The organism is Marinomonas sp. AWM4_232 (assembly GCF_056158325.1).
In genome coordinates, this window is sequence record NZ_JBSWTA010000001.1 from 3,945,456 (window position 1) to 3,965,780 (window position 20,325).

Annotated in this window: 16 protein-coding genes; 4 read left to right on the forward strand and 12 right to left on the reverse strand. The window is 44.3% G+C overall.

The features are described from left to right. Positions 1-7: 7 nt before the first annotated feature. From cysD to ACXAC1_RS18705, 3 genes are all read right to left on the reverse strand, one after another. Positions 8-922, reverse strand: a complete 915-nt coding sequence (cysD, locus tag ACXAC1_RS18695; RefSeq protein ID WP_133559934.1) for a sulfate adenylyltransferase subunit CysD — start codon at positions 920-922, stop codon at positions 8-10. A gap of 156 nt (positions 923-1,078) precedes the next feature. Beyond that, positions 1,079-2,437, reverse strand: coding sequence for a prephenate-dependent tRNA uridine(34) hydroxylase TrhP (trhP, locus tag ACXAC1_RS18700; RefSeq protein WP_475063482.1), 1,359 nt, complete (start codon positions 2,435-2,437; stop codon positions 1,079-1,081). Positions 2,438-2,575: 138 nt separating this feature from the next. Next, entirely contained in the window at positions 2,576-3,547 is a 972-nt protein-coding gene (locus tag ACXAC1_RS18705; protein WP_475063483.1) for a hypothetical protein, read from the reverse strand. Positions 3,548-3,713: 166 nt separating this feature from the next. Between ACXAC1_RS18705 and ACXAC1_RS18710 the strand changes: the two genes are divergently transcribed. From ACXAC1_RS18710 to fusA, 4 genes are all read left to right on the forward strand, one after another. Further along, positions 3,714-4,298: a superoxide dismutase gene (locus ACXAC1_RS18710; protein WP_475063484.1), complete on the forward strand. Its 585-nt coding sequence runs from the start codon at positions 3,714-3,716 to the stop codon at positions 4,296-4,298. A gap of 164 nt (positions 4,299-4,462) precedes the next feature. Further along, a complete protein-coding gene (locus ACXAC1_RS18715; protein ID WP_475063485.1) occupies positions 4,463-5,128 on the forward strand; it encodes a TIGR04211 family SH3 domain-containing protein in 666 nt (221 codons plus the stop codon). A gap of 20 nt (positions 5,129-5,148) precedes the next feature. Next, positions 5,149-6,330, forward strand: a complete 1,182-nt coding sequence (locus tag ACXAC1_RS18720; RefSeq protein WP_475063487.1) for a cation:proton antiporter domain-containing protein — start codon at positions 5,149-5,151, stop codon at positions 6,328-6,330. A 157-nt stretch (positions 6,331-6,487) separates the two neighbouring features. Next, entirely contained in the window at positions 6,488-8,578 is a 2,091-nt protein-coding gene (fusA, locus tag ACXAC1_RS18725; protein ID WP_475063489.1) for an elongation factor G, read from the forward strand. 72 nt (positions 8,579-8,650) lie between these two features. Here the strand turns inward: fusA and ACXAC1_RS18730 are convergent, their stop codons facing one another. From ACXAC1_RS18730 to ACXAC1_RS18770, 9 genes are all read right to left on the reverse strand, one after another. Continuing rightward, entirely contained in the window at positions 8,651-9,703 is a 1,053-nt protein-coding gene (locus tag ACXAC1_RS18730) for an aldo/keto reductase (RefSeq protein WP_475063491.1), read from the reverse strand. 104 nt (positions 9,704-9,807) lie between these two features. Then, the gene (locus ACXAC1_RS18735) at positions 9,808-10,986 is read right to left on the reverse strand and encodes a cytochrome-c peroxidase (protein ID WP_475063493.1); all 1,179 of its coding nucleotides are present in this window, start codon (positions 10,984-10,986) and stop codon (positions 9,808-9,810) included. A gap of 148 nt (positions 10,987-11,134) precedes the next feature. Next, the gene (gene minE / locus ACXAC1_RS18740; protein ID WP_133559943.1) at positions 11,135-11,392 is read right to left on the reverse strand and encodes a cell division topological specificity factor MinE; all 258 of its coding nucleotides are present in this window, start codon (positions 11,390-11,392) and stop codon (positions 11,135-11,137) included. Between the two features lies 1 nt (position 11,393). Beyond that, positions 11,394-12,203, reverse strand: a complete 810-nt coding sequence (minD, locus tag ACXAC1_RS18745; protein WP_475063495.1) for a septum site-determining protein MinD — start codon at positions 12,201-12,203, stop codon at positions 11,394-11,396. A 44-nt stretch (positions 12,204-12,247) separates the two neighbouring features. Continuing rightward, a complete protein-coding gene (gene minC, locus ACXAC1_RS18750) occupies positions 12,248-12,976 on the reverse strand; it encodes a septum site-determining protein MinC (protein ID WP_475063497.1) in 729 nt (242 codons plus the stop codon). A 261-nt stretch (positions 12,977-13,237) separates the two neighbouring features. Beyond that, positions 13,238-16,900, reverse strand: a complete 3,663-nt coding sequence (locus ACXAC1_RS18755) for an AAA family ATPase (protein WP_475063498.1) — start codon at positions 16,898-16,900, stop codon at positions 13,238-13,240. Beyond that, positions 16,897-18,090: an exonuclease SbcCD subunit D C-terminal domain-containing protein gene (locus ACXAC1_RS18760; protein ID WP_475063500.1), complete on the reverse strand. Its 1,194-nt coding sequence runs from the start codon at positions 18,088-18,090 to the stop codon at positions 16,897-16,899. Before ACXAC1_RS18760 ends, ACXAC1_RS18755 begins: the two co-directional genes overlap by 4 nt. After that, a complete protein-coding gene (locus ACXAC1_RS18765; protein ID WP_475063502.1) occupies positions 18,090-18,830 on the reverse strand; it encodes a 2Fe-2S iron-sulfur cluster binding domain-containing protein in 741 nt (246 codons plus the stop codon). Before ACXAC1_RS18765 ends, ACXAC1_RS18760 begins: the two co-directional genes overlap by 1 nt. After that, complete coding sequence (locus tag ACXAC1_RS18770) at positions 18,827-20,305, reverse strand: aminoacyl-histidine dipeptidase (RefSeq protein WP_475063504.1); 1,479 nt, start codon at positions 20,303-20,305, stop codon at positions 18,827-18,829. The genes ACXAC1_RS18765 and ACXAC1_RS18770 overlap by 4 nt, the downstream gene beginning before the upstream one ends. Between the last annotated feature and the right edge of the window lie 20 nt (positions 20,306-20,325).

Sequence of the window (20,325 nt, forward strand, 5' to 3'; positions counted from 1 at the left end):
CCTAGCCTTAGAAATAACCTTGTTTCTTCTTCTCTTCCATCGAACCCGCTGAATCGTGGTCGATGACACGGCCTTGACGCTCTGAACTCTTAGTTAAAAGCATCTCTTGAATGATTTCAGGTAACGTGTCTGCTTCAGACTCTACAGCCCCCGTTAACGGGTAACAGCCAAGCGTACGGAAACGCACTGATTTCATTTCTGGCACTTCGCCTTCTTTTAATGGCATACGCTCATCGTCAACCATGATTTGAACGCCATCGCGCTCAACCACTGGACGTTTCGCTGCGAAGTAAAGAGGAACAATTGGAATGCTCTCTAGGTAGATGTATTGCCAGATATCCAGTTCCGTCCAGTTAGACAGAGGGAACACACGAATACTTTCACCCTTATTCACTTTGCCGTTGTAAATGTTCCACAACTCAGGACGCTGGTTTTTGGGATCCCAACGGTGTTGCTTATCACGGAAAGAATAAACACGCTCTTTCGCACGAGATTTCTCTTCATCACGACGTGCACCACCAAAGGCTGCATCGAAACCGTACTTATCAAGCGCTTGTTTCAAGCCTTGAGTTTTCATAACGTCAGTGTGTACTGCACTACCGTGCGTAAATGGCCCAATACCTTGAGCAACACCTTCAGGGTTTTGATGGACTAGAAGATCAAGGCCAAGATTAGCAACAAGTTCGTCACGGAACTTAATCATCTCTTTGAACTTCCAGCCAGTATCGACGTGCAATAGCGGGAAAGGCGGCTTGCCTGGGTAAAACGCTTTCATCGCAAGGTGCAGCATAACCGCTGAATCTTTACCAATGGAATAAAGCATCACTGGGTTATCAAACTCTGCTGCCACTTCACGAATGATGTGGATACTCTCAGCTTCAAGCTGTTTAAGGTGAGTCAGTCTTGCCTCTGTAACTGTCATATAATCTCATCCAAATATTAAAAGGCTTCTGCATTTTGCTAACTATAACATGCCAGAAAGTTATAAAAACCAACCTAACTAGAATTTCATAGCATATAGATATTAAAAAAGGCTCACAGTGAGCCTTTTAGTTACCAAAGATCCACAAAACACCATTTACATAGCGTTTGGCAGATTTCGCATCACCAACCCAAGCTCTAGTTGCTCTGGTTGATATGCCATCGGAATACGCACTTTATGACCAGAACCCGGCGCTACAGCCATGGTTTCACCTTTTAAATTTTCCATCGCCTCGATACTGTAAATCATGCTGCCTTTTGGCGTAATCAATTCAATCGAATCACCCACTTTAAAGCGGTTTTTCACATCAATCGTTAACCAGCCATTATTCCAGTCCAGCATTTCGCCAACAAACTGCTGGCGGTCTGAAATTGAGTTACCATATTGATAGTTCTGATATTGGTCATGCACGTGACGACGATAGAAGCCTTCTGTATAGCCTCGGTTTGCAAGCCCTTCTAATTTATCCATCAAAGACATATCGAATGGCTGACCATGAACCGCATCATCGATTGCTTTACGGTACAACTGTGCGGTACGTGCTGCGTAAAAGTGTGACTTTGTGCGTCCTTCAATTTTAAGCGAGTGGACACCAAGCTCGATTAGCTTTTCAACGTGCTGAATAGCACGTAAATCACGGCTATTCATAATGTAGGTACCGTGCTCATCTTCAAAAGCTGGCATGAATTCACCTTCACGCCCTTGCTCACGAAGCAGTACCACATCATCAAACGGCTTACCTTCACCTAAAGTCGGCGCGGTAAATTCAGATGGATCAAAACTTTGCACTCCTTTAAGGTGACTACCATCTGCTGGCACGATATCACCATTTTCATCCTGCACAGCAGATTTCACATCATACTGCCATCGGCAAGAGTTGGTACAAGTACCTTGGTTTGGATCACGGCGATTAAAATAGCCCGATAGCAAACAGCGACCAGAGTAAGCAATACACAATGAACCGTGAACAAACGTCTCAATTTCCATTTCCGGAACCATCTGACGAATCTCACCTACCTCATCAAGTGAAAGCTCACGAGAAAGGATAACGCGCTCCAATCCAAAATTATGCCAGAACTTTACCGTTGCCCAATTCACCGCGTTCGCTTGAACAGATAAATGAATCGGCATATCGGGCCATTTCTCTTTAATCAGCATCATTAAGCCAGGATCAGACATAATCAATGCGTCAGGCCCCATTTCAACAACAGGCTCCATATCCTTGATAAACGTTTTAATTTTGGCATTGTGTGGCGCAATATTTGTCGCTACATAGAGCTTTTTACCCAAGCTATGGGCCTCTTCAATACCTTGAGCAAGGTTTGCCATGGTGAAGTCATTATTTCGTACGCGCAGACTGTAACGAGGCTGGCCTGCGTAAACTGCATCCGCACCATAAGCATAAGCGTAACGCATGTTTTTAAGGGTACCAGCAGGAGAGAGCAATTCGGTCATAATAAATCTTTATAGAAGGAGTTACGATGGCGCGAATTCTAGCGAATTGATGACGCTTTTCCTTAAGCAAAAAACAAGAAAGGCTGAACAAGTCAGCCTTTCTTTGATCTACATCAACAACATTAATTAATGACTAAATTAACCACCATTAGCAATACTTAACTCCAACGACATCTGCCTCACCTGCGCTTTAAGATTATTTATTTCACGCAACACTTGTGGACGAAACTCATCTATAGAACGAATCGCCTCCTCCGTATTCGACAGACGAGACGTTAGATCATTCGGTATCGCGGGTGTCGCCGGAGCCTCAGACAAGGTCGAAATTGTTTTGCTCTGACTATCTATGCTATCCTCAAGTGCGGCCAGGGAGCGCTTTAGTGTTGCAAGCTGAGATTCCAAATTAGAAACCTGGCTGGTAACAGTTTGAGTTGTACTCTTTTGATCATCGAGCTCAGCCACAATCTCAGATTTAGATTGCTGAACAACTTGCGCCTGATCAGCAAGCCCCTTCTCCATTTCAGCTAGTGTCTTCAACATTCTGTTATAGCCATTCTCGACTTCATTAAAGGTATCAGCTTGAATAGCAACCCTCTTTCCTTGTGTTGAGACCACTTCACGCAGCTCAGCCACTTTATTTTCTAATTGTTCAATTTTTTGGTCATTAGCAGAAATAGCTTTGCGGTTACGGTCATACGACACTCCCCATAGCTTACGTATCTCACTATCATGACTTGCCAGCGTCTCCTCAACCGTTTCACCTTGCTTCATATTTGAAACATCAGCGGCGACTAATTGACTATCAAGGTCTTGAATTTGACTGCGAGCGCCAAGCAACTCAGTACGAAGCTTTTGATTTTCGAGCCACAACCAGTAACCACCTCCAGCAATGGCCGCAATAATAAGCAGCATTAGAAAGTAGACAAAGGCTAAACTGGTTTTCTTAGCTGGGACTTGAGCAGCACCAGCATGAACTGAGGAAGGCCTTGCTGGTGGTGGGTTTAGGCGCTGTCGGCCTGCTTTCGGAGCAGAAGCTACTCCACTGTGATCACTTAATTCATCTTTGTCTAAGGTTAAGCTAGGAATTTCGACATCATCATCTTTGCGCATAACAGTGTTCGGCCATCAATCATTGTAGAACTATGAAAAACTTTGGTAATAAATAACCACACAAACAGAATGAATATAATATTCAAATGTTCGATGCTACTATATAAGCACCATTAACTGCTTGATCACAAGCACTTTTCAGTACATTAAAGCAAGGAGAAAAGAAATGGCTTTTGAACTACCAGCACTACCATACGCAAAAGATGCACTAGAACCTCACATGTCAGTTGAAACTCTAGAGTATCACTACGGCAAACACCACAACACTTACGTAACAAAGTTAAACGGTCTTGTTCCTGGTTCCGAGTACGAAGGCAAGTCTCTTGAAGAGATCATTACATCTGCTCCAGCTGGCGGCGTCTTCAATAATGCAGCACAAATCTGGAACCACACTTTCTTCTGGAACAGCTTAAGCCCGAATGGCGGTGGCGAGCCTACAGGCGCACTTGCTGAGGCGATCAATGCAAAATGGGGCTCTTTCGCAGCATTCCAAGAAGCGTTCAACGACAAAGCAGTCAACAACTTTGGCTCAAGCTGGACTTGGCTAGTAAAAAATGCGGACGGCTCTCTAGAAATCGTTAATACTAGCAATGCAGGCACTCCAATGACCTCAGGTCAAACAGCGTTGATCACTGTGGATCTTTGGGAACACGCTTACTACATTGATTACCGCAACGTTCGTCCAGACTACCTTAAAGGATTCTGGGCACTTGCTAACTGGGAATTTGCAGCAGCAAACTTCGCAGCATAATAAAGCTTTAAGCCAGTCTAAAAAGCGCAACACATGTTGCGCTTTTTTTGTTTTACAAGTTGCTGACACATTACCTATATAAAGTCAGCTCTATAGCGGTTGCGATTACTTATCAGTAGCGCTATTGTCTGCATACAAGTAATTGATTGTAAAAGGGTCTTCAAGTGCTAAAACAAATACTGTTCGGATTAACAGCTTCCTTTAGCGTTATCACTTCCACTTACGCGGAAACCGTTTATGTTTCTGACATCCAATTTGTAGCTATCCGCGAAGGGTTAAGCAACGATACACGTGCAACAGAGCGCGGTATAAAGAGTGGCACCCCTCTTACAGTGTTAGATCGAAGAAACGACTATATCAAAGTACGAACACCTGATGGTAATGAAGGATGGCTACCAAGTTATTTTATCAGTGAAGACCGAGTTAGTCGTGATGAGTTAGTTTACCTGCAAAATCAACTAACCAAAGCTAAAGAATCTCAAATTGCAGCAGAAGAAACACTGCAGGAAACAAAAAACACAAATGACGAATTAGTTAACTCTGTCGAAAGCTTAACCTCTCAAAAACAAGCTCTAGAAAAGCAACTCAATGATGTTTCTGAGCTTGCCCAGAAGGCAAAAGAGATTGTCTCTGCCAACGAAGAATCAGACTATAAAATCGAGTCATTACAACAGCAAGTTGACACCCTAGTAGCGCAGAATAATGAGTTAAGCTCATCTATGGAGCAGCGTTGGTTTATGATCGGCGCAGGCACTTTACTATTGGGTGGCATTTTTGGATTGCTGTTTCCAATGACACGTAAAAAGAAGGTATCATCTAGCTCTTGGTAAATAAATCATAAGGGCGGCGCATGGATGTAAGCATAGTACACTCCTTCTTTTTAATTTTTGCAGGGGCAGCGGTAGTTGCCTCAATTGCCCTTTATACAAAACAACCCCTAATTCTTGCATACATTGCACTGGGGGTTGCTCTAGGCCCCTCATCATTAAAACTTGTTGACCAACCAGAACTGCTTGAAGGCATGTCCCATATTGGGATTATTTTCTTATTGTTCTTGCTGGGTCTCGACATGAAACCAAGCCACCTATTCAATATGCTGAAGAAAGCCTCTTGGGTAGCCGTAGCATCTTCTCTTGCTTTTGCAGCAGTTGGCTATTTAACTGCTAAGGCTTTTCAGTACACTGAAATCGAATCCATTATCGTTGGACTAGCAATGATGTTTTCAAGCACCATCGTTTGCATCAAACTACTGCCGACAACCGTTTTGCACCACAAACACACTGGAGAGTTAGTAGTTGGTTTACTGTTACTTCAGGATATTATCGCTATAGCTGTTTTACTTGGACTTGTGGCTGTTGGTGGCTCTGAACAAAACCCAGAACAGTCAGCTTATATACAATATTTACTGCCTGTGATCGGACTTCCTACGCTGATTATTGGCGCGTTTGCGATGGTGAAATATTTATTATTACCCTTGATAACCAAGTTTGACCGCTTTCATGAATATATATTCCTTTTATCCATTGGTTGGTGCCTTTCACTTGCGACCGCGGCTGAAGTTCTAGGATTATCTGCTGAGATGGGAGCATTTGTCGCAGGCGTTGCGTTAGCCACCTCGCCTATTTCACAGTATATTGCCACGCACTTAAAACCCCTTAGAGACTTCTTTCTCATCCTATTTTTCTTCTCTATTGGTGCGAGTTTTAACCTAGATTTACTAGGATTGGTGATCTGGCCAGCTTTGGTTCTTGCAATCCTATCCATGATAATTAAGCCAACCGTTTTCAGATACTTACTCAAAGGCCTGAGAGAAGACCGCTCGACCAGCTGGGAAGTTGGCTTTAGACTTGGCCAAGTCAGCGAATTCTCGCTTTTGATTGCATATTTAGCCGCCTCTTTAGGGCTAATCGGTGAAGAGGCCAGTCATGTTATCCAGGCAACCGCGATTCTGACATTTGCGCTGTCTACTTATGTCGTGATTTTGTATTACCCGAACCCGATTGCAATATCTGACCGTTTAAGAAGAGATTAGCTTAAAAAAATTAAATAAATAACGAGAGCAGAAGACACGCCTCTTTTATTGCGCTAGCAAAGTAATATAGAATACGCGCGAATACCTGACTACTTCGCTGAAAAGTCTTGTATACTAACATGCGAACAATTCATCCTAGACTTATTAGAGTAATGTAATGGCTGACTTATCACTTTACAGAAACATCGGTATCTTTGCCCACGTTGACGCGGGTAAAACTACCACTACTGAACGTATCCTTAAGCTTACCGGTAAAATCCACAAGACTGGTGAAGTACACGACGGTGAATCAACTACAGACTTCATGGAACAGGAAGCAGAGCGCGGTATTACTATCCAGTCTGCAGCCGTTACTTGTGAGTGGAAAGGTCACCGCCTAAACGTTATCGATACTCCTGGACACGTTGACTTCACAGTTGAAGTATACCGTTCTTTGAAAGTATTGGATGGCGGTATCGGTGTATTCTGTGGTTCTGGTGGTGTAGAGCCACAATCAGAAACTAACTGGCGCTACGCTAACGAGTCAGAAGTTGCTCGTGTTATCTTCGTTAACAAACTTGACCGTCTAGGTGCTAACTTCTACCGCGTTGTTGACCAAGTTAAAAACGTACTTGCTGCAAACCCACTTGTTATGACTCTTCCAATCGGTGAAGAAGATGATTTCGTTGGTGTTGTAGACGTTCTTTCTAAGAAAGCATTCATTTGGGACGACACTGGTCTTCCTGAAAACTACGAAATCACTGATGTCCCTGCGGACATGGCTGATAAAGTAGAAGAATATCACGAAGCGCTAATCGAAACTGCTCTTGAGCAAGACGAAGACCTATTGATGGAATACCTTGAAGAAGGTACTGTACCATCAATCGAAGAAATCAAACGTTGTATCCGTAAAGGTACACGTGACCTAGCATTCTTCCCAACTTACTGTGGTTCTGCATTCAAAAACAAAGGTGTTCAACTAGTACTTGACGCCGTTGTTGATTACCTACCTAACCCAACAGAAGTTGATCCACAAGATCTTACTGACCCTGAAACTGGTGAGCCAACTGGTGAAAAAGCAATCGTTACTGCTGATGCACCACTTAAAGCACTTGCATTCAAGATCATGGACGACCGTTTCGGCGCCCTAACCTTCATCCGTATCTACTCTGGTAAACTTAACAAAGGCGATACAATCCTTAACTCTGCTACAGGTAAAACTGAACGTATCGGCCGTATGGTTGAGATGCAAGCAGACGACCGTAACGAAATCACTTCAGCACAAGCTGGTGATATCATCGCTGTTATCGGCATGAAGAACGTTCAAACAGGTCACACTCTATGTGATCCTAAGCACGAATGTACTCTTGAAGCAATGATCTTCCCAGAACCAGTAATCTCTATCGCTGTACAGCCTAAAGACAAGTCTGGTATGGAAAAAATGGGTATCGCAATCGGTAAAATGGTTGCTGAAGATCCATCTTTCCAAGTAGAAACTGATGAGGATTCTGGCGAAACCATCCTTAAAGGTATGGGTGAGCTTCACCTAGATATCAAAGTTGATATCTTGAAACGTACTTACGGTGTAGACCTAATCGTTGGTCAACCACAAGTTGCTTACCGTGAAACGATCACTCGTGAAATCGAAGATAGCTACACGCACAAGAAACAATCTGGTGGTTCTGGTCAATTCGGTAAGATCGATTACCGCATCAAACCAGGTGAGCCAAACTCTGGCTTCACGTTCTCATCTACAGTTGTTGGTGGTAACGTACCTAAGGAATTCTGGCCTGCTGTTGAGAAAGGCTTCAAGTCTATGATGGACGAGGGTGTGCTTGCAGGCTTCCCAGTTCTTGACGTAGAAGTTGAACTATTTGACGGTAGCTACCACGCAGTTGACTCGTCTGCAGTAGCATTCGAAATCGCAGCGAAAGGTGCGTTCCGTCAGTCTATCCCTAAAGCAGGCGCACAACTTCTTGAGCCAATCATGAAAGTTGACGTGTTTACTCCAGAAGACAACGTTGGTGACGTAATCGGTGACTTGAACCGTCGTCGCGGCATGATCAAAGACCAAGAAGCTGGCCTAACAGGCGTACGCATCAAAGGTGAAGTACCACTATCTGAAATGTTTGGATACATCGGTCACCTACGTACAATCACTTCTGGTCGCGGTCAGTTCTCTATGGAATTCGCACACTACGCACCATGTCCTGCTAACGTTGCTGAAGTCGTTATCGAAGCAGCTAAAGCTAAGAAAGAAGAGAAGTAATTCACTCTTTCTGATGGTTACAAAAAACCCGGCATTTGCCGGGTTTTTTATGTCTTTTGAAATAATGGAATACTAATAAGGCATTGGAAATTTTTTGAATACGCTTCCAATTTGGGCCATTAACTCATCATCCAGCACCACATCAAACGCCTTCAAGTCCTCTTCTAACTGGGACATCTTAGTCGCCCCAATAATTGTAGAAGTGACACCGTCTACTTCATCCACCCAAGCTAAAGCCAACTGAGAGGCAGTCAAACCGTTTGCTTCAGCAAGCTCTTTGTAGGCTTTGATGGCTTCATTAGAAGCTTCTGTATCACGGAACAGGCCATTACGCTGCGCAAAGCTCCAGCGACTGCCTTCAGGTCGAGCGCCATCAATATACTTCCCAGATAAGGCACCTGCAGCCAGAGGAGACCATGGCAAATAAGCAACATCTTCACGGACACAGTTTTCGATTAAGAACGGCCAATCTTTTGCGTGAAGTAGACTAAACTCATTCTGTATAGACGCTACTCGAGGTAAATCGTGCTTTTCAGCCAAACGAAGGTACTCATTAATCCCCCAAGGAGTTTCGTTCGATAGGCCAAAATGACGAATCTTACCAGATTTAACACACTCACCTAGTGCCTGAAGAATTTCCAGCATCTCTGCTGAGTGTTGCGCCGTATCGACACCGGAAAAATCCAACATACCCGGCCAGTGTTTGGCGAAATGAGGAGAAGTACGGTTAGGCCAGTGAATCTGGTAGAGGTCGATATAATCCGTTTTAAGACGATCAAGTGATTGATCAATGGAAGCAATGATCGCTTCTCCAGTGACGTCACCGCCACCTCGGACCCAACTTAAACCATTACCAGCTATTTTAGTCGCCAACACCATTTCTTCTCTTCGAGAAGCATGACGAGACAACCAATCACCAATAATGGATTCTGTTTTACCGTAAGTTTCAGGCGTTGGTGGTACCGCATACATTTCTGCAGTATCAAAAAAGTTAATACCCTGATCCAATGCAAAAGCAATCTGCTCATCTGCATCAGCTTGTGTATTTTGCTTCCCCCAGGTCATCGTTCCAAGACACACACGGGACACATCGATCCCAGTTCGCCCTAACTGACTGTATTTCATGAAGATATATTCCTTCTGTTGTTATCTTTAACCGTTAAAAATGTAAACAATCAGACACAACAAAGCCAGACCTGCTCAGGGAAACAATGTGAAGGATAACGTCATTACTCCGTTAGCAAATACTCGTAACGCTGATCCGTTAATGTTTTAAGGAAAGCCTCTAGCGCATCAACACGACGATTGTCCAAAGGTGGCCCGATCTCTAGGGATTCCAGATCTATGTTTTCAGGCACCTCAGGTGCTTGCCAAGGAAGGCCTGTCTCAGGATTGAGTTTTCTCATCGGATTATTGTAATGATCATAAAACAGGATAACCGTACGCAAATCCTTGAACACACCGTTGTGCATGTATGGCCCTGTAACCGCTACATTACGCAATGACGGCACTTTAAACTTACCCCTTTGACTATCTTCGTTGACTAAAGGATTATCAAACAACCCTTCGTCTAGAGTTGCCAAAGCTAAATTCGGGTTGCGAGGCACGCCGATATTTCGGTATTCGTAGTTTGTAAACGTTTCTTTCGGATAAAAAGGCGAGCTATTCAGTTGATGACAAGCATTACAGTTTGTGAATTGCTGAGAAAAGAAAAGCGTTCTACCCAACTCCTCTTCAGGCGTAAATCGCTCCTCACCACGCATCACTCGATCGTATTTTGAATCAAACGGCATAAACAACTCCGTCTGCTCAAAGTGAGCAATGGCATCAGTGATAGCATTGAACGCTTTATCTTTTGCAGAAAATACCGACTCACCATACAGCTCTTTGAAAAGGCGCTCATAGGCTGGATTTTCCAATACACGATCCACCACAGCAGATTCACTTTCCATCTGCATTTCAACTGGATTGACAAATGGTCCTGCAGCTTGGTCAGCCAGATTAGACGCTCTACCATCCCAGAACTGCCCACCTCGATAGTCTCCATTTTTCATTTTATGAAAGATTGGTGCCAACGCAGCATAGCCCGCAGTCGGTGCATTACGCTCCCCATGGGAAGCATCATCACTTCCCAATGATACGGCGCCAAAATCCACCGTCTCACGCCCATCAACAAATGCTCTACCAATATCATGACAACTTGCACAAGACTGGTTGCGATTCCTTGAAAGATTGACATCAAAAAAAAGCTGACTACCTAGCTGTGCCTTGGGATTATCTAATGGAACAGGCAAATCCGATTTTTTATCAGCGGAGGAGGACTCGATAGCGAGCGTCTCATTACTAGCGCGGCAACCCGCTAAAACGAGACTTAGAACAACAATTAGCAAGGGGGTAAAATACGACATACAACAACCAACATTTCAGGTGACTAAATAATACACCTAGAAAAATTGCTTGAGAATAAATGAGAATCAAAGTCTATAAAGAAAAATGGCCAAAAGTCACAAGTTTTGGCCATTTATTCACCTTGAGAAGAGCATCACTTCTGCGACATCAATTCTTCTCAGGAATCGTTACATTTAACTCAAGCACAGAACAGTCGTCAGTATTCTCGAGTTGTATTTGAACATCATCACTTTCGATCTGAACATACTTGCGAATAACCGCAATGATTTCCTGCTGCATTTGCTCTAAGTAATCGGGTTGAGTACGGCGACTACGCTCATGGGCAACAATAATCTGAAGTCGGTCCTTTGCAACCGATGCAGAGGTTGGCTCACTTTTGCTCTTAAAATAGTCAAAAATTCCCACTTTAACCTCCTAGTAGTCGCTTAAAAAATCCTTTCTTTTGAACATCCGTAAAACGCAGTGGACGCTGCTCGCCCAAAAGACGATCTACGGCATCAGAATACGCCTGACCAGCTTCCGCCTGATCATCTAATATCACTGGTGTACCTTGGTTCGACGCCTTGAGCACCGCATCAGATTCTGGAATAACCCCCAATAGAGGAATCGCCAAAATCTCTTCCACATCTTCTACACTCAACATTTCACCCTCACATACGCGCTCTGGGTTGTATCGGGTCAGCAGTAAGTGCTCTTCAATCGGTGAAAGACCTTGTTCAGCTCGTCGACTCTTACTTTGCAGTATCCCCAAAATTCGATCAGAATCTCGAACCGAAGACACTTCTGGATTCGTTGTGACGATTGCAACATCGGCAAAATAGAGCGCCATTTGCGCCCCTTTTTCAATACCGGCCGGAGAATCACATACAATATAATCAAATTCTTTTGATAATTCATCAAGAACAGCCTCTACACCTTCTGGCGTTAGCGCGTCTTTATCACGTGTTTGCGAGGCAGGAAGAATGAACAGATCCTTGGTGCGCTTATCTTTGATCAAGGCTTGCGAAAGAGTCGCTTCTTTATTAATCACATTAACAAAGTCATAGACCACACGACGCTCACAGCCCATAATTAAGTCTAAGTTACGTAGACCTACGTCAAAATCAATGATTACAGTTTTGTGTCCTTTCAATGCTAGACCGGTACCGATCGCAGCACTGGAAGTTGTTTTACCAACCCCACCTTTACCTGAGGTTACGACGATTATTTTAGCCAACTAAATATCCCCCAAAACATAATTCTAATAGCCTTTGCCCTAACCTATAGTGAGGCGATTTCCAATGTGTCTTCCACTAATAGCACTTGCGCGGCATCTTTCCAAATAATTTTTTGCAGCGCGTCACTAAGCATAAAATTCCCTGCTATAGCGACTAATTCTGCTTCCATGTTTTTACAAAAAATACGGGCTGAACTATCACCTTTTACGCCCGCTAATGCACGACCTCTCAAAGCGCCGTAAATATGTATATTTCCTTCCGCCAATACTTCAGCCCCAGCACTCACCTGCGACAGCACCACTAAGTCTCCAGATGCGTATATCTGCTGACCAGAGCGAACAGGCTTAGTGATAACCTTGGTAGGTTGAGACACTTCTCGCTCTTCAATAACAGTTTTAACAACCACCTGTGGGTCTTGTACAGGAGCAGTCGGTTCACTTTTAATATTGATCTGTCGCGAATTGGCATTTGGCAGCATAGGTAGCTCACATTCTAAGCGCCACTTAGGGATTGTCTCTTGGCTGGTACGCCAACCAATTACTGCTAAGCCTTGCCTTCGGCAAGAATCGACAAGACTTGTAAAAAAATCTAAGGTAGCAAAAGAAGCGATCTGATTGATGTCGATAATAAGAGGCACTTGGTCGAAAAATTGCGGGACTTGAGCAATTTTTTCTTTCAAGCCCGTGATGATTTGGTCCAAATTAGATGTTTTTATCTCTAATACCACAGTGGTAACAACACTTCCCTTTAGACGAAAGTCATTATCTGACATTGAGTGATTTTCCTTAGATAAATCAACGCTGTAGCGCTTCATACAATCAAAATTAAATGCAATACGCTATTCTAACAATATAGCGCTAGAATTGAAGCTATTCTCTGAAAACAAATCTCAACTCAGCTATTAATTTATATTAATAATACACTTGTGTGTGTTTTAAAACAAAATGACAACACACTGATTTTATTAAACTTTTACTACTTATTTACAAGGTTTTGCCACTCTTTCTGGGGAAAAGTTATATCGCTTAACAAGCTAATCTCGAAAACAGCTGGCTAAGGTCGAAACCCCCAAACCTGAATGTTTACGGACACTAAGCTGCACTGGAATCCGCTCTTTTAAGGCTTCCACATGACTTATAACACCAATTGTTTTACCGGTACTGTTCAATCGATCAAGTGCATCCAACGCAATATCTAATGTTTCACTGTCCAGCGTGCCAAAACCTTCATCCAAAAAGAGTGAATCGATTGATGTCTTATGGCTTACCAACTCAGACAATGAAACAGCAAGCGCTAAGCTGACCAAAAATGACTCACCACCAGACAGTGTTTTGGTATCGCGGGAAATATCCCCTTGCCATCCATCAATAACTTCAAGAAACAACCCTTCGCCTTTTTGACGCTGCAGTTGATAACGTCCATGCAATGTCGATAAGTGACGATTAGCCAACCAAACTAAATGATCCAATGTAACACTTTGGGCATAACGACGAAAACGCGCGCCATCCGAAGACCCGATCAACCCATTTAAGTCGTCTAGCCACTCGAATGCAGCCTTTTCACTTGCGATTCGCTGCAACATGGTTTCACTAGACAGCCGCTTTTGCTGTTCTGACTGAATGCGTTCAGCCAGCTGCCCAAGCTCCACTAAGACTGATTGATGGGCTTTTTTTGCTTGATCAAGCAACTCATTGAGCGCCTCTTCATCCTTGTACGATGCCACCTCAGGTAATGTCGTTTGTTTCAATTTATGGAGCTTAAGTTCTTCTTTTGTCTGTATCTGCAATGTCTTACACCGTTGAGCAAACATTTCAGCTTCTTTTATTCGATTAGCCAATGAGTCTTGCTCCATTTGACTCATTAATGTTTGCTGCCACCGCGCTTGACTATCAAAGCCATGTTCACTCAAGCGTGTCAGCCAACTAGACTTCAATGCGGCATTATCAGAAACCATTGTTTGAAGTTGGCTATCAGTTTGCGCTAAGCGCGCTGAATGCTCTTTCAAATCAAGTTGATTGGTAGCAACCAGAGAACTTGCATTGTCTTTTTCTAATCGAGCCTGTTCCACTTGTTCACTAATGGATGCGCGCTTCTGACTGACAGTCAGCCCCATTAATCCAGTGGTATATTTTTCATTAAGCTGCTCATAGTAGCGATTCAGAGTATTAAGCTGCTCCTGCTCACTTTCAAGCTGCGCCTGGATCACTGACGACTGCTGACTGATTTGCTGTAAATGCCAGTCACTTTCTGAAACAACCTGATTAAGCGCTTGCACCTGCTGCTGCGCGCGATGCCATGATTCAAGTGATTGCTCGATGGTTGATATTTGCGGCAGAGATTCAAGCAACGCACTTTCAACAATTAGAGGCGCTATCTCTTGATACAGCCCCTGAATTAATTTTTCGTAATCTGTTGCAACCTCCAGCAACAATGCTTCAAGCTCCGCTTTCTTATCCGTTAGTTGTACTCGTTGCTGTTCGATGTTTTGATTTTGATATTGCTGCTGAGCCAATTCATGGTCAATTGCACCCAGTGATTCCAGTAACTGACGATGCTGACGTTCGACCGTTTGATAGTATTTATTAGCATTCTTGTAATGCTGTTGTTTCGCCTGTAATTCTAAGACTTGATCTCTCAAGCTTTCCATGTCGCTAGATACCGCAGCCAAGCCTTCATAGTCATTACAGTGACTTTCGATAGACAACTCTACATCGCTGATCGCTTGATCTAATGTTTCAATCCGACCAGCTAAACGAGCTAACTCAGTATGTTGCGCTTGTTGTGCAGAAGCCATACTCGAATACGATGTCTGGCACTGCTCTAAACGTTGCAATAAAGCTTCATCTTGGGACTGAGGTTCCACGGCAGATAAATCATGCTCCGCACTGCCGCATAAAGGACAAGGACAACCTGACTCAAGCAATTGGCGTTCCTTCTCCAAAATGCTAATGCGCTGTTGCAACTGGAGGCGCTGCTCAATATCTTCTACCTGCTGCGAGAGCGCCATTAATTTTTCTTCATCGGCCGCAAGAGAGGTTTGCACTACACGCTGCTGATCCAAAAGCGTCTGGCGAGCAATAAGATGGTTTTGCAACTGCTTATCGAGGCTCTGGTAATGCTCTGTCGCAGTTAACCATTGTTGAGTCGTGATGACTTCCTGGTCTAGCTTTTCTAATTCTTCCAGCCACTGCTCATACGGCTTACCTTGTATCAACCGGTCGATTTCTGCTTTGGCATCCGCCTCGGAGGTTAACAGTGCTTGCTTGCGCTGCTCAGTCTCAAGAAGTGAAGCCGCATTACTTTCCAACTGTTGCGTTAAAGCCTTCTGATCCGCTTCTATTCTGGTCAAGTTTTCTTTGAGCGATTGCTGCTGTTGTTGCAAGGATGAAGATCTATGTGACTCTAATCGCCATTTCTCCAATAGCGACAAGGCCTTTTCCCCATCATGCCAACAAGATAGGTAGACATGTTGAGCATTTATATTTTGCTCAGCTTGCTGTTTCTGCTCCAAGTGATGCTTGTATTGCTGCTCAAGTCGCACTTGTTCATCTTGCTTAGTAATATAGCGTTGCTGAGCAGTGGCTTTGTCGCGGGCAAGCTGAGCCAACTCTGACTCTAATGGCAACCATGTGGATTCAGCTTCTTGCTCAAATAGCTCCTGCGCAGCCTTCTGCTGCTGTAACATCACTTGAGACATTGCTAGCTTTTGCTCTGAATCCGTCAGCTTTAACTGAACACTATCCAAGGCCTGTACGAGGTGATTTTTAACTTCGTTCAGCGCTTGTTCATTAGCCAAACCTTTTTCAAGAGCGTTAAAGTCAGGTTCGATTTTTCGAGCCAAAACAGCTCGGGCTAAACGCTCTTTTTCTGGCGCCAGCACGATAAGTTGCTCACCAGCCTGCTCAACATCTAACTTTTGCTGAGCTAATTTCTGTTCTAGGCGTGAACACTCTCGATACCAGTCACTGACCTGCTCCAGATTAGCAACATTACCTTGCAGTAATCCTTCCTGTTCCGCTATAGCTTGTTTTTTCTGCTGTAACGCGACCCATTCGCTTTCATCCATTAGCTTATGACTTGCTTGGACAGCTTCTAGCTCTTTAATCTGGGCTTTCTGATCTCGATGTTTGTCAAACACGCGTCGAGAAATGTCCGCGTATACCTCTGTCCCCGTTAGCTCTTCTAGTAACTCCGCGCGTTCATCGGTTCTGGCGTTAAGAAACGCCGCAAAACCACCTTGAGCCAACATCATTGAGCGGGTAAAACGCGCAAAATCCAAACCAGTAATGTCTGATATTTGGCTGAGCTTGTGGGCAATCTTATCCGCTAGAACTGTGCCATCGGCCAATGACAAACCACATTGAACAGGCTGCAGATTTCCATCAGCCTTGTTTCGGGCACGTTTCTGCTCCCAACTCGAAACATAACGCTTACCCTTCACTTCAAACACCACTTCCGCCGAACAGAAGCCTGTGTGGCGAGTCATCACATCGTTTGCTGACTGAGAAATATTCACACGAGGTGTTTGGTGATAAAGCGCCAAACATATGGCATCCAATAATGTGGATTTCCCTGCACCAGTAGGCCCAGTGATTGCAAAAATACCCGCATCCTTGAAAGGCTCAGACTCGAAATCAATAAACCACTTTCCCTTCAAAGAGTTGAGGTTCTCAAATCGTAACGAACAGATCTTCATGCCTTGTCCTCCTGCTCATTGATGATTTGGCTAAACAAACTTTTCAATGTACTCGCTCGACTTGACTCAACGTCTTTTTCCGTAAGCAAACGCTCAAACACCTCCATTGGTGTAATGTCCTCAAGGGTCGCAGTTTCGCCGTCACCATCGAACAATGTGGCCGCTTTGCGAGTCCGCTGCACTTTGACGATGTCTATCGGACGACCATCACAAAGCTCCGCTAGCTTTTCCTGAAATGGTCCCAAATTGATGTCTTCGTTAACTGTGATATCCAGCCAAACGGAAAGGCCCTCAGTATCTTCCAATGTTTCAATTTGCTTTAGTAGATCGGATCGCTTACCAGACATTTGTATAAGCTTTCTAAATACCGGAATGGCAATTCGCTCAACAGTGTTCGATTGCGTATCGTAGATACAAACAGATTTTGGGCTGTTCGCCTCATCAAAACTCATCGGCATTGGAGAACCGGAATACCGCCAGTTGGAGTTTCCTCCAACGAGCATAGGTTTATGAATATGACCAAGCGCTAAATAATCAAAAGCTGGCAACAAGCTTGGTGATAGCGACTCCAAACTACCAACGTAGATATCCCGAACCGATTCGGTCTTTTCACCTCCCACCATGGTTAAGTGGCCCGTTCCAATAATGGGCACCTCATCATTCATAGATTTAGCCAAATCATATTGCTGCTGGTAGTACTGCTGTATTTGATCCGCTAATTGAAAGCTTTTATCTGTGCCCGACTGTCCGGCTTCGTAACGGACCATATCACGAGCCCGCAGGAATGGGATGGCACATACCAAAGCGCTCACATTCCCAGAACCATCTTTTAATTCTATGATGGCTTCAAAGCCATTTTGCCAAGCGGGCTGCGTCACCACATATGTATCTAACGTCGCCAATAGATTTTTGCTTTCATTGAGCACACTCACAGAATCATGATTACCAGCGACCACGATTAGCACGCATTTTAAGGCATGCAGCCGCAACACACATTCATGGTACAGCTCACGGGCATAACTCGGTGGAGTGGATGTATCGAAGATGTCTCCCGCAATAATAACGGCTTCTATGTCATGCTCCGTGACAGTACTCGCTAACCAATCGATAAACAAACGGTGCTCTTCCAGTCGGCTTTTACCCATGAAATTTTGGCCTAAGTGCCAGTCTGAAGTATGTAGAATTTTCATTAATTTGAATGCGTCATAAAGGTGAAGTCTGCAACACGGCAGCGACTCGTCGCTAACCAGTCTTCTAGGGAGTCTTGTGAAACAGGCTGATCATTAAGAATTAAAGCCTTATCGAAACATTGAAATGCTAATGTCTTAGAAGGTAATGAAAGATCAATGGCCTCAAGCATTGGAGAGTGGCTAACACCATATTGCTGTAGCGCATCAGCAAAGTTCTGCGCTAGAGCTCGATTGTCCGCAGAATACAAAAGCAAGTGAGTCGCGGATATATCGATCGTCGCCCGCTGTGCGCCTTGTTCAATCAACAACTCTGACAGACGCTCTTGAAACGCTAACGGAAAATAAAAAGCAAGCGCTTCGCCTGCGGTGCTACAACACACAGAACGGCCAATATGATCGCCAAGCTGCCATCGGAACACAGCCCCCAAGGGGAGGCTAACAGGGCAATGCGCTTTTACTTTACCCCAATGATCAGATAAAACTTCACAGGAAACATCCTCTAGCGCAATAGTAAATCGCTGGCTTGGCTTTGATGATAAAGACATATCATCTTGAACCGTCTGCTGGCAGCTCAAGATAGAATCACCAACCAATGGGTATAACCGACAGCTGCCGCAAGCACCCGCAAGGCAACTATGAGAAACCATTGCCCCGCGCTGTAACAATGCAGATAACAAGTTCTCCTCTTCGGGCACAATGTACTCATGCCCGTCTAGGTTAATGCGACAGCCTCTACTCATGCGGCATCAGTTTTCGGGGTCTTAGCTAATAGCGCAACCAATATATCCCAGAATTCGCCCACTGAGCTGATTTCCATACGCTCAGATGGAGAATGCGCGCCTCGTATGTTTGGGCCAAAGGAAACCATTTCCATACCTGGGTACTTTGCACCGATAATGCCACATTCCAGTCCAGCGTGAATCACTTTAACGGTTGGCGTAAAGCCCATGACTTCCTGGTGAACTGCATCAAATTGTTTCAGCAAAGTTGACTCCGGCTCTGGCTTCCAGCCTGGGTAGCCATTTTCCAACAATACTTCACAGCCGATCAGAGCAAACGGCGCTTTCGCAACATTTGCCAAGTATTCAGTCTGACTGTCTACTAAAGAACGAACTAATAAGCATCCAGAAAAACTCATAGAGTCATTTTCTTCATGCAAACGAATCACCCCAAAGTTGCATGAGGTTTCGACAACCCCTTGTAATGTTGGCGACATACGATGAACGCCATTTGGAGCACACAACATGGCTTGAATCAATTGATTCTGTACAGAAGCAGGCAAGTGCGCCGCCGTGTTTGTCGGCTGTAGAGAAATAGCCAGATTTGGATCCGTGTCTGCAAACTCACTCTGAATCATTTGAGCTTGCTCAGAAAACCAAGTCTGCAACTTGCTTCGATCGGAAGATTGCACCTGTAGCACAGCAAATGCATCTCGTGCGATGGCATTACGAAGGGTGCCACCATTTAGCTCTGATAAGCCGTAATCCAGCTCTGCTCCAAGACTATTCAACAAACGCACTAGCAAAACATTGGCATTCGCCAAGCCCTTATTGATATCCAAACCAGAGTGACCACCTTTAAGACCAGAGATGGTGACTTTAAATGCCGTATCAAACTGATGATTCACTTCTGAAGCGAAACGGTGGCTGACGTTAATATCGATCCCACCAGCACAACCGATGTATACGTCGCCACGATCCTCAGAATCCAAGTTAAGCATTCGCTTACCTTTTAGAATGCCCTCTTCTAATTGCGCAGCACCACGTAAACTGGTTTCTTCTTCAATGGTAAAAACGGCTTCTATTGGTCCATGGGCAATTTCTTGGCTTTCTAGTACAGCCAAGATAGCTGCCACACCGATGCCATTGTCAGCGCCTAATGTTGTGCCCTTAGCGTGGACCCAACCCTCTTTTTCGTAGGTATGTATAGGATCCGTTTCGAAGTTATGATCAGAGTCTGATTCTTTCTGCGCCACCATATCCAGATGCCCTTGAAGTACCACTGTTTCGCGGTCTTCCATGCCAACTGTCGCAGCTTTATAAATAATCAAATTACCAGCAGTGTCGATATAAGGTGTTAAACCAAGCGTTTGCGCCCAGTTAAATAAATAATCGCGTAATGCCTTCTCATGAAAGGATGGACGTGGAATGTCACACAGTATACGAAATTGTCGCCATACCGCTTGTGGCGCTAAAGACTCCAACCATTGATTCATACTTCTACTTCTCCAAATAA

Coding starts and splice junctions, on each gene's coding strand:
- minC (WP_475063497.1), bottom strand. CDS start 12,976: ATGTCAGATAATGACTTTCGTCTAAAGGGAAGTGTTGTTACCACTGTG.
- fusA (WP_475063489.1), top strand. CDS start 6,488: ATGGCTGACTTATCACTTTACAGAAACATCGGTATCTTTGCCCACGTT.
- ACXAC1_RS18735 (WP_475063493.1), bottom strand. CDS start 10,986: ATGTCGTATTTTACCCCCTTGCTAATTGTTGTTCTAAGTCTCGTTTTA.
- trhP (WP_475063482.1), bottom strand. CDS start 2,437: ATGACCGAATTGCTCTCTCCTGCTGGTACCCTTAAAAACATGCGTTAC.
- cysD (WP_133559934.1), bottom strand. CDS start 922: ATGACAGTTACAGAGGCAAGACTGACTCACCTTAAACAGCTTGAAGCT.
- ACXAC1_RS18765 (WP_475063502.1), bottom strand. CDS start 18,830: ATGAGTAGAGGCTGTCGCATTAACCTAGACGGGCATGAGTACATTGTG.
- ACXAC1_RS18705 (WP_475063483.1), bottom strand. CDS start 3,547: ATGCGCAAAGATGATGATGTCGAAATTCCTAGCTTAACCTTAGACAAA.
- ACXAC1_RS18720 (WP_475063487.1), top strand. CDS start 5,149: ATGGATGTAAGCATAGTACACTCCTTCTTTTTAATTTTTGCAGGGGCA.
- ACXAC1_RS18730 (WP_475063491.1), bottom strand. CDS start 9,703: ATGAAATACAGTCAGTTAGGGCGAACTGGGATCGATGTGTCCCGTGTG.
- ACXAC1_RS18755 (WP_475063498.1), bottom strand. CDS start 16,900: ATGAAGATCTGTTCGTTACGATTTGAGAACCTCAACTCTTTGAAGGGA.
- ACXAC1_RS18770 (WP_475063504.1), bottom strand. CDS start 20,305: ATGAATCAATGGTTGGAGTCTTTAGCGCCACAAGCGGTATGGCGACAA.
- ACXAC1_RS18760 (WP_475063500.1), bottom strand. CDS start 18,090: ATGAAAATTCTACATACTTCAGACTGGCACTTAGGCCAAAATTTCATG.
- ACXAC1_RS18710 (WP_475063484.1), top strand. CDS start 3,714: ATGGCTTTTGAACTACCAGCACTACCATACGCAAAAGATGCACTAGAA.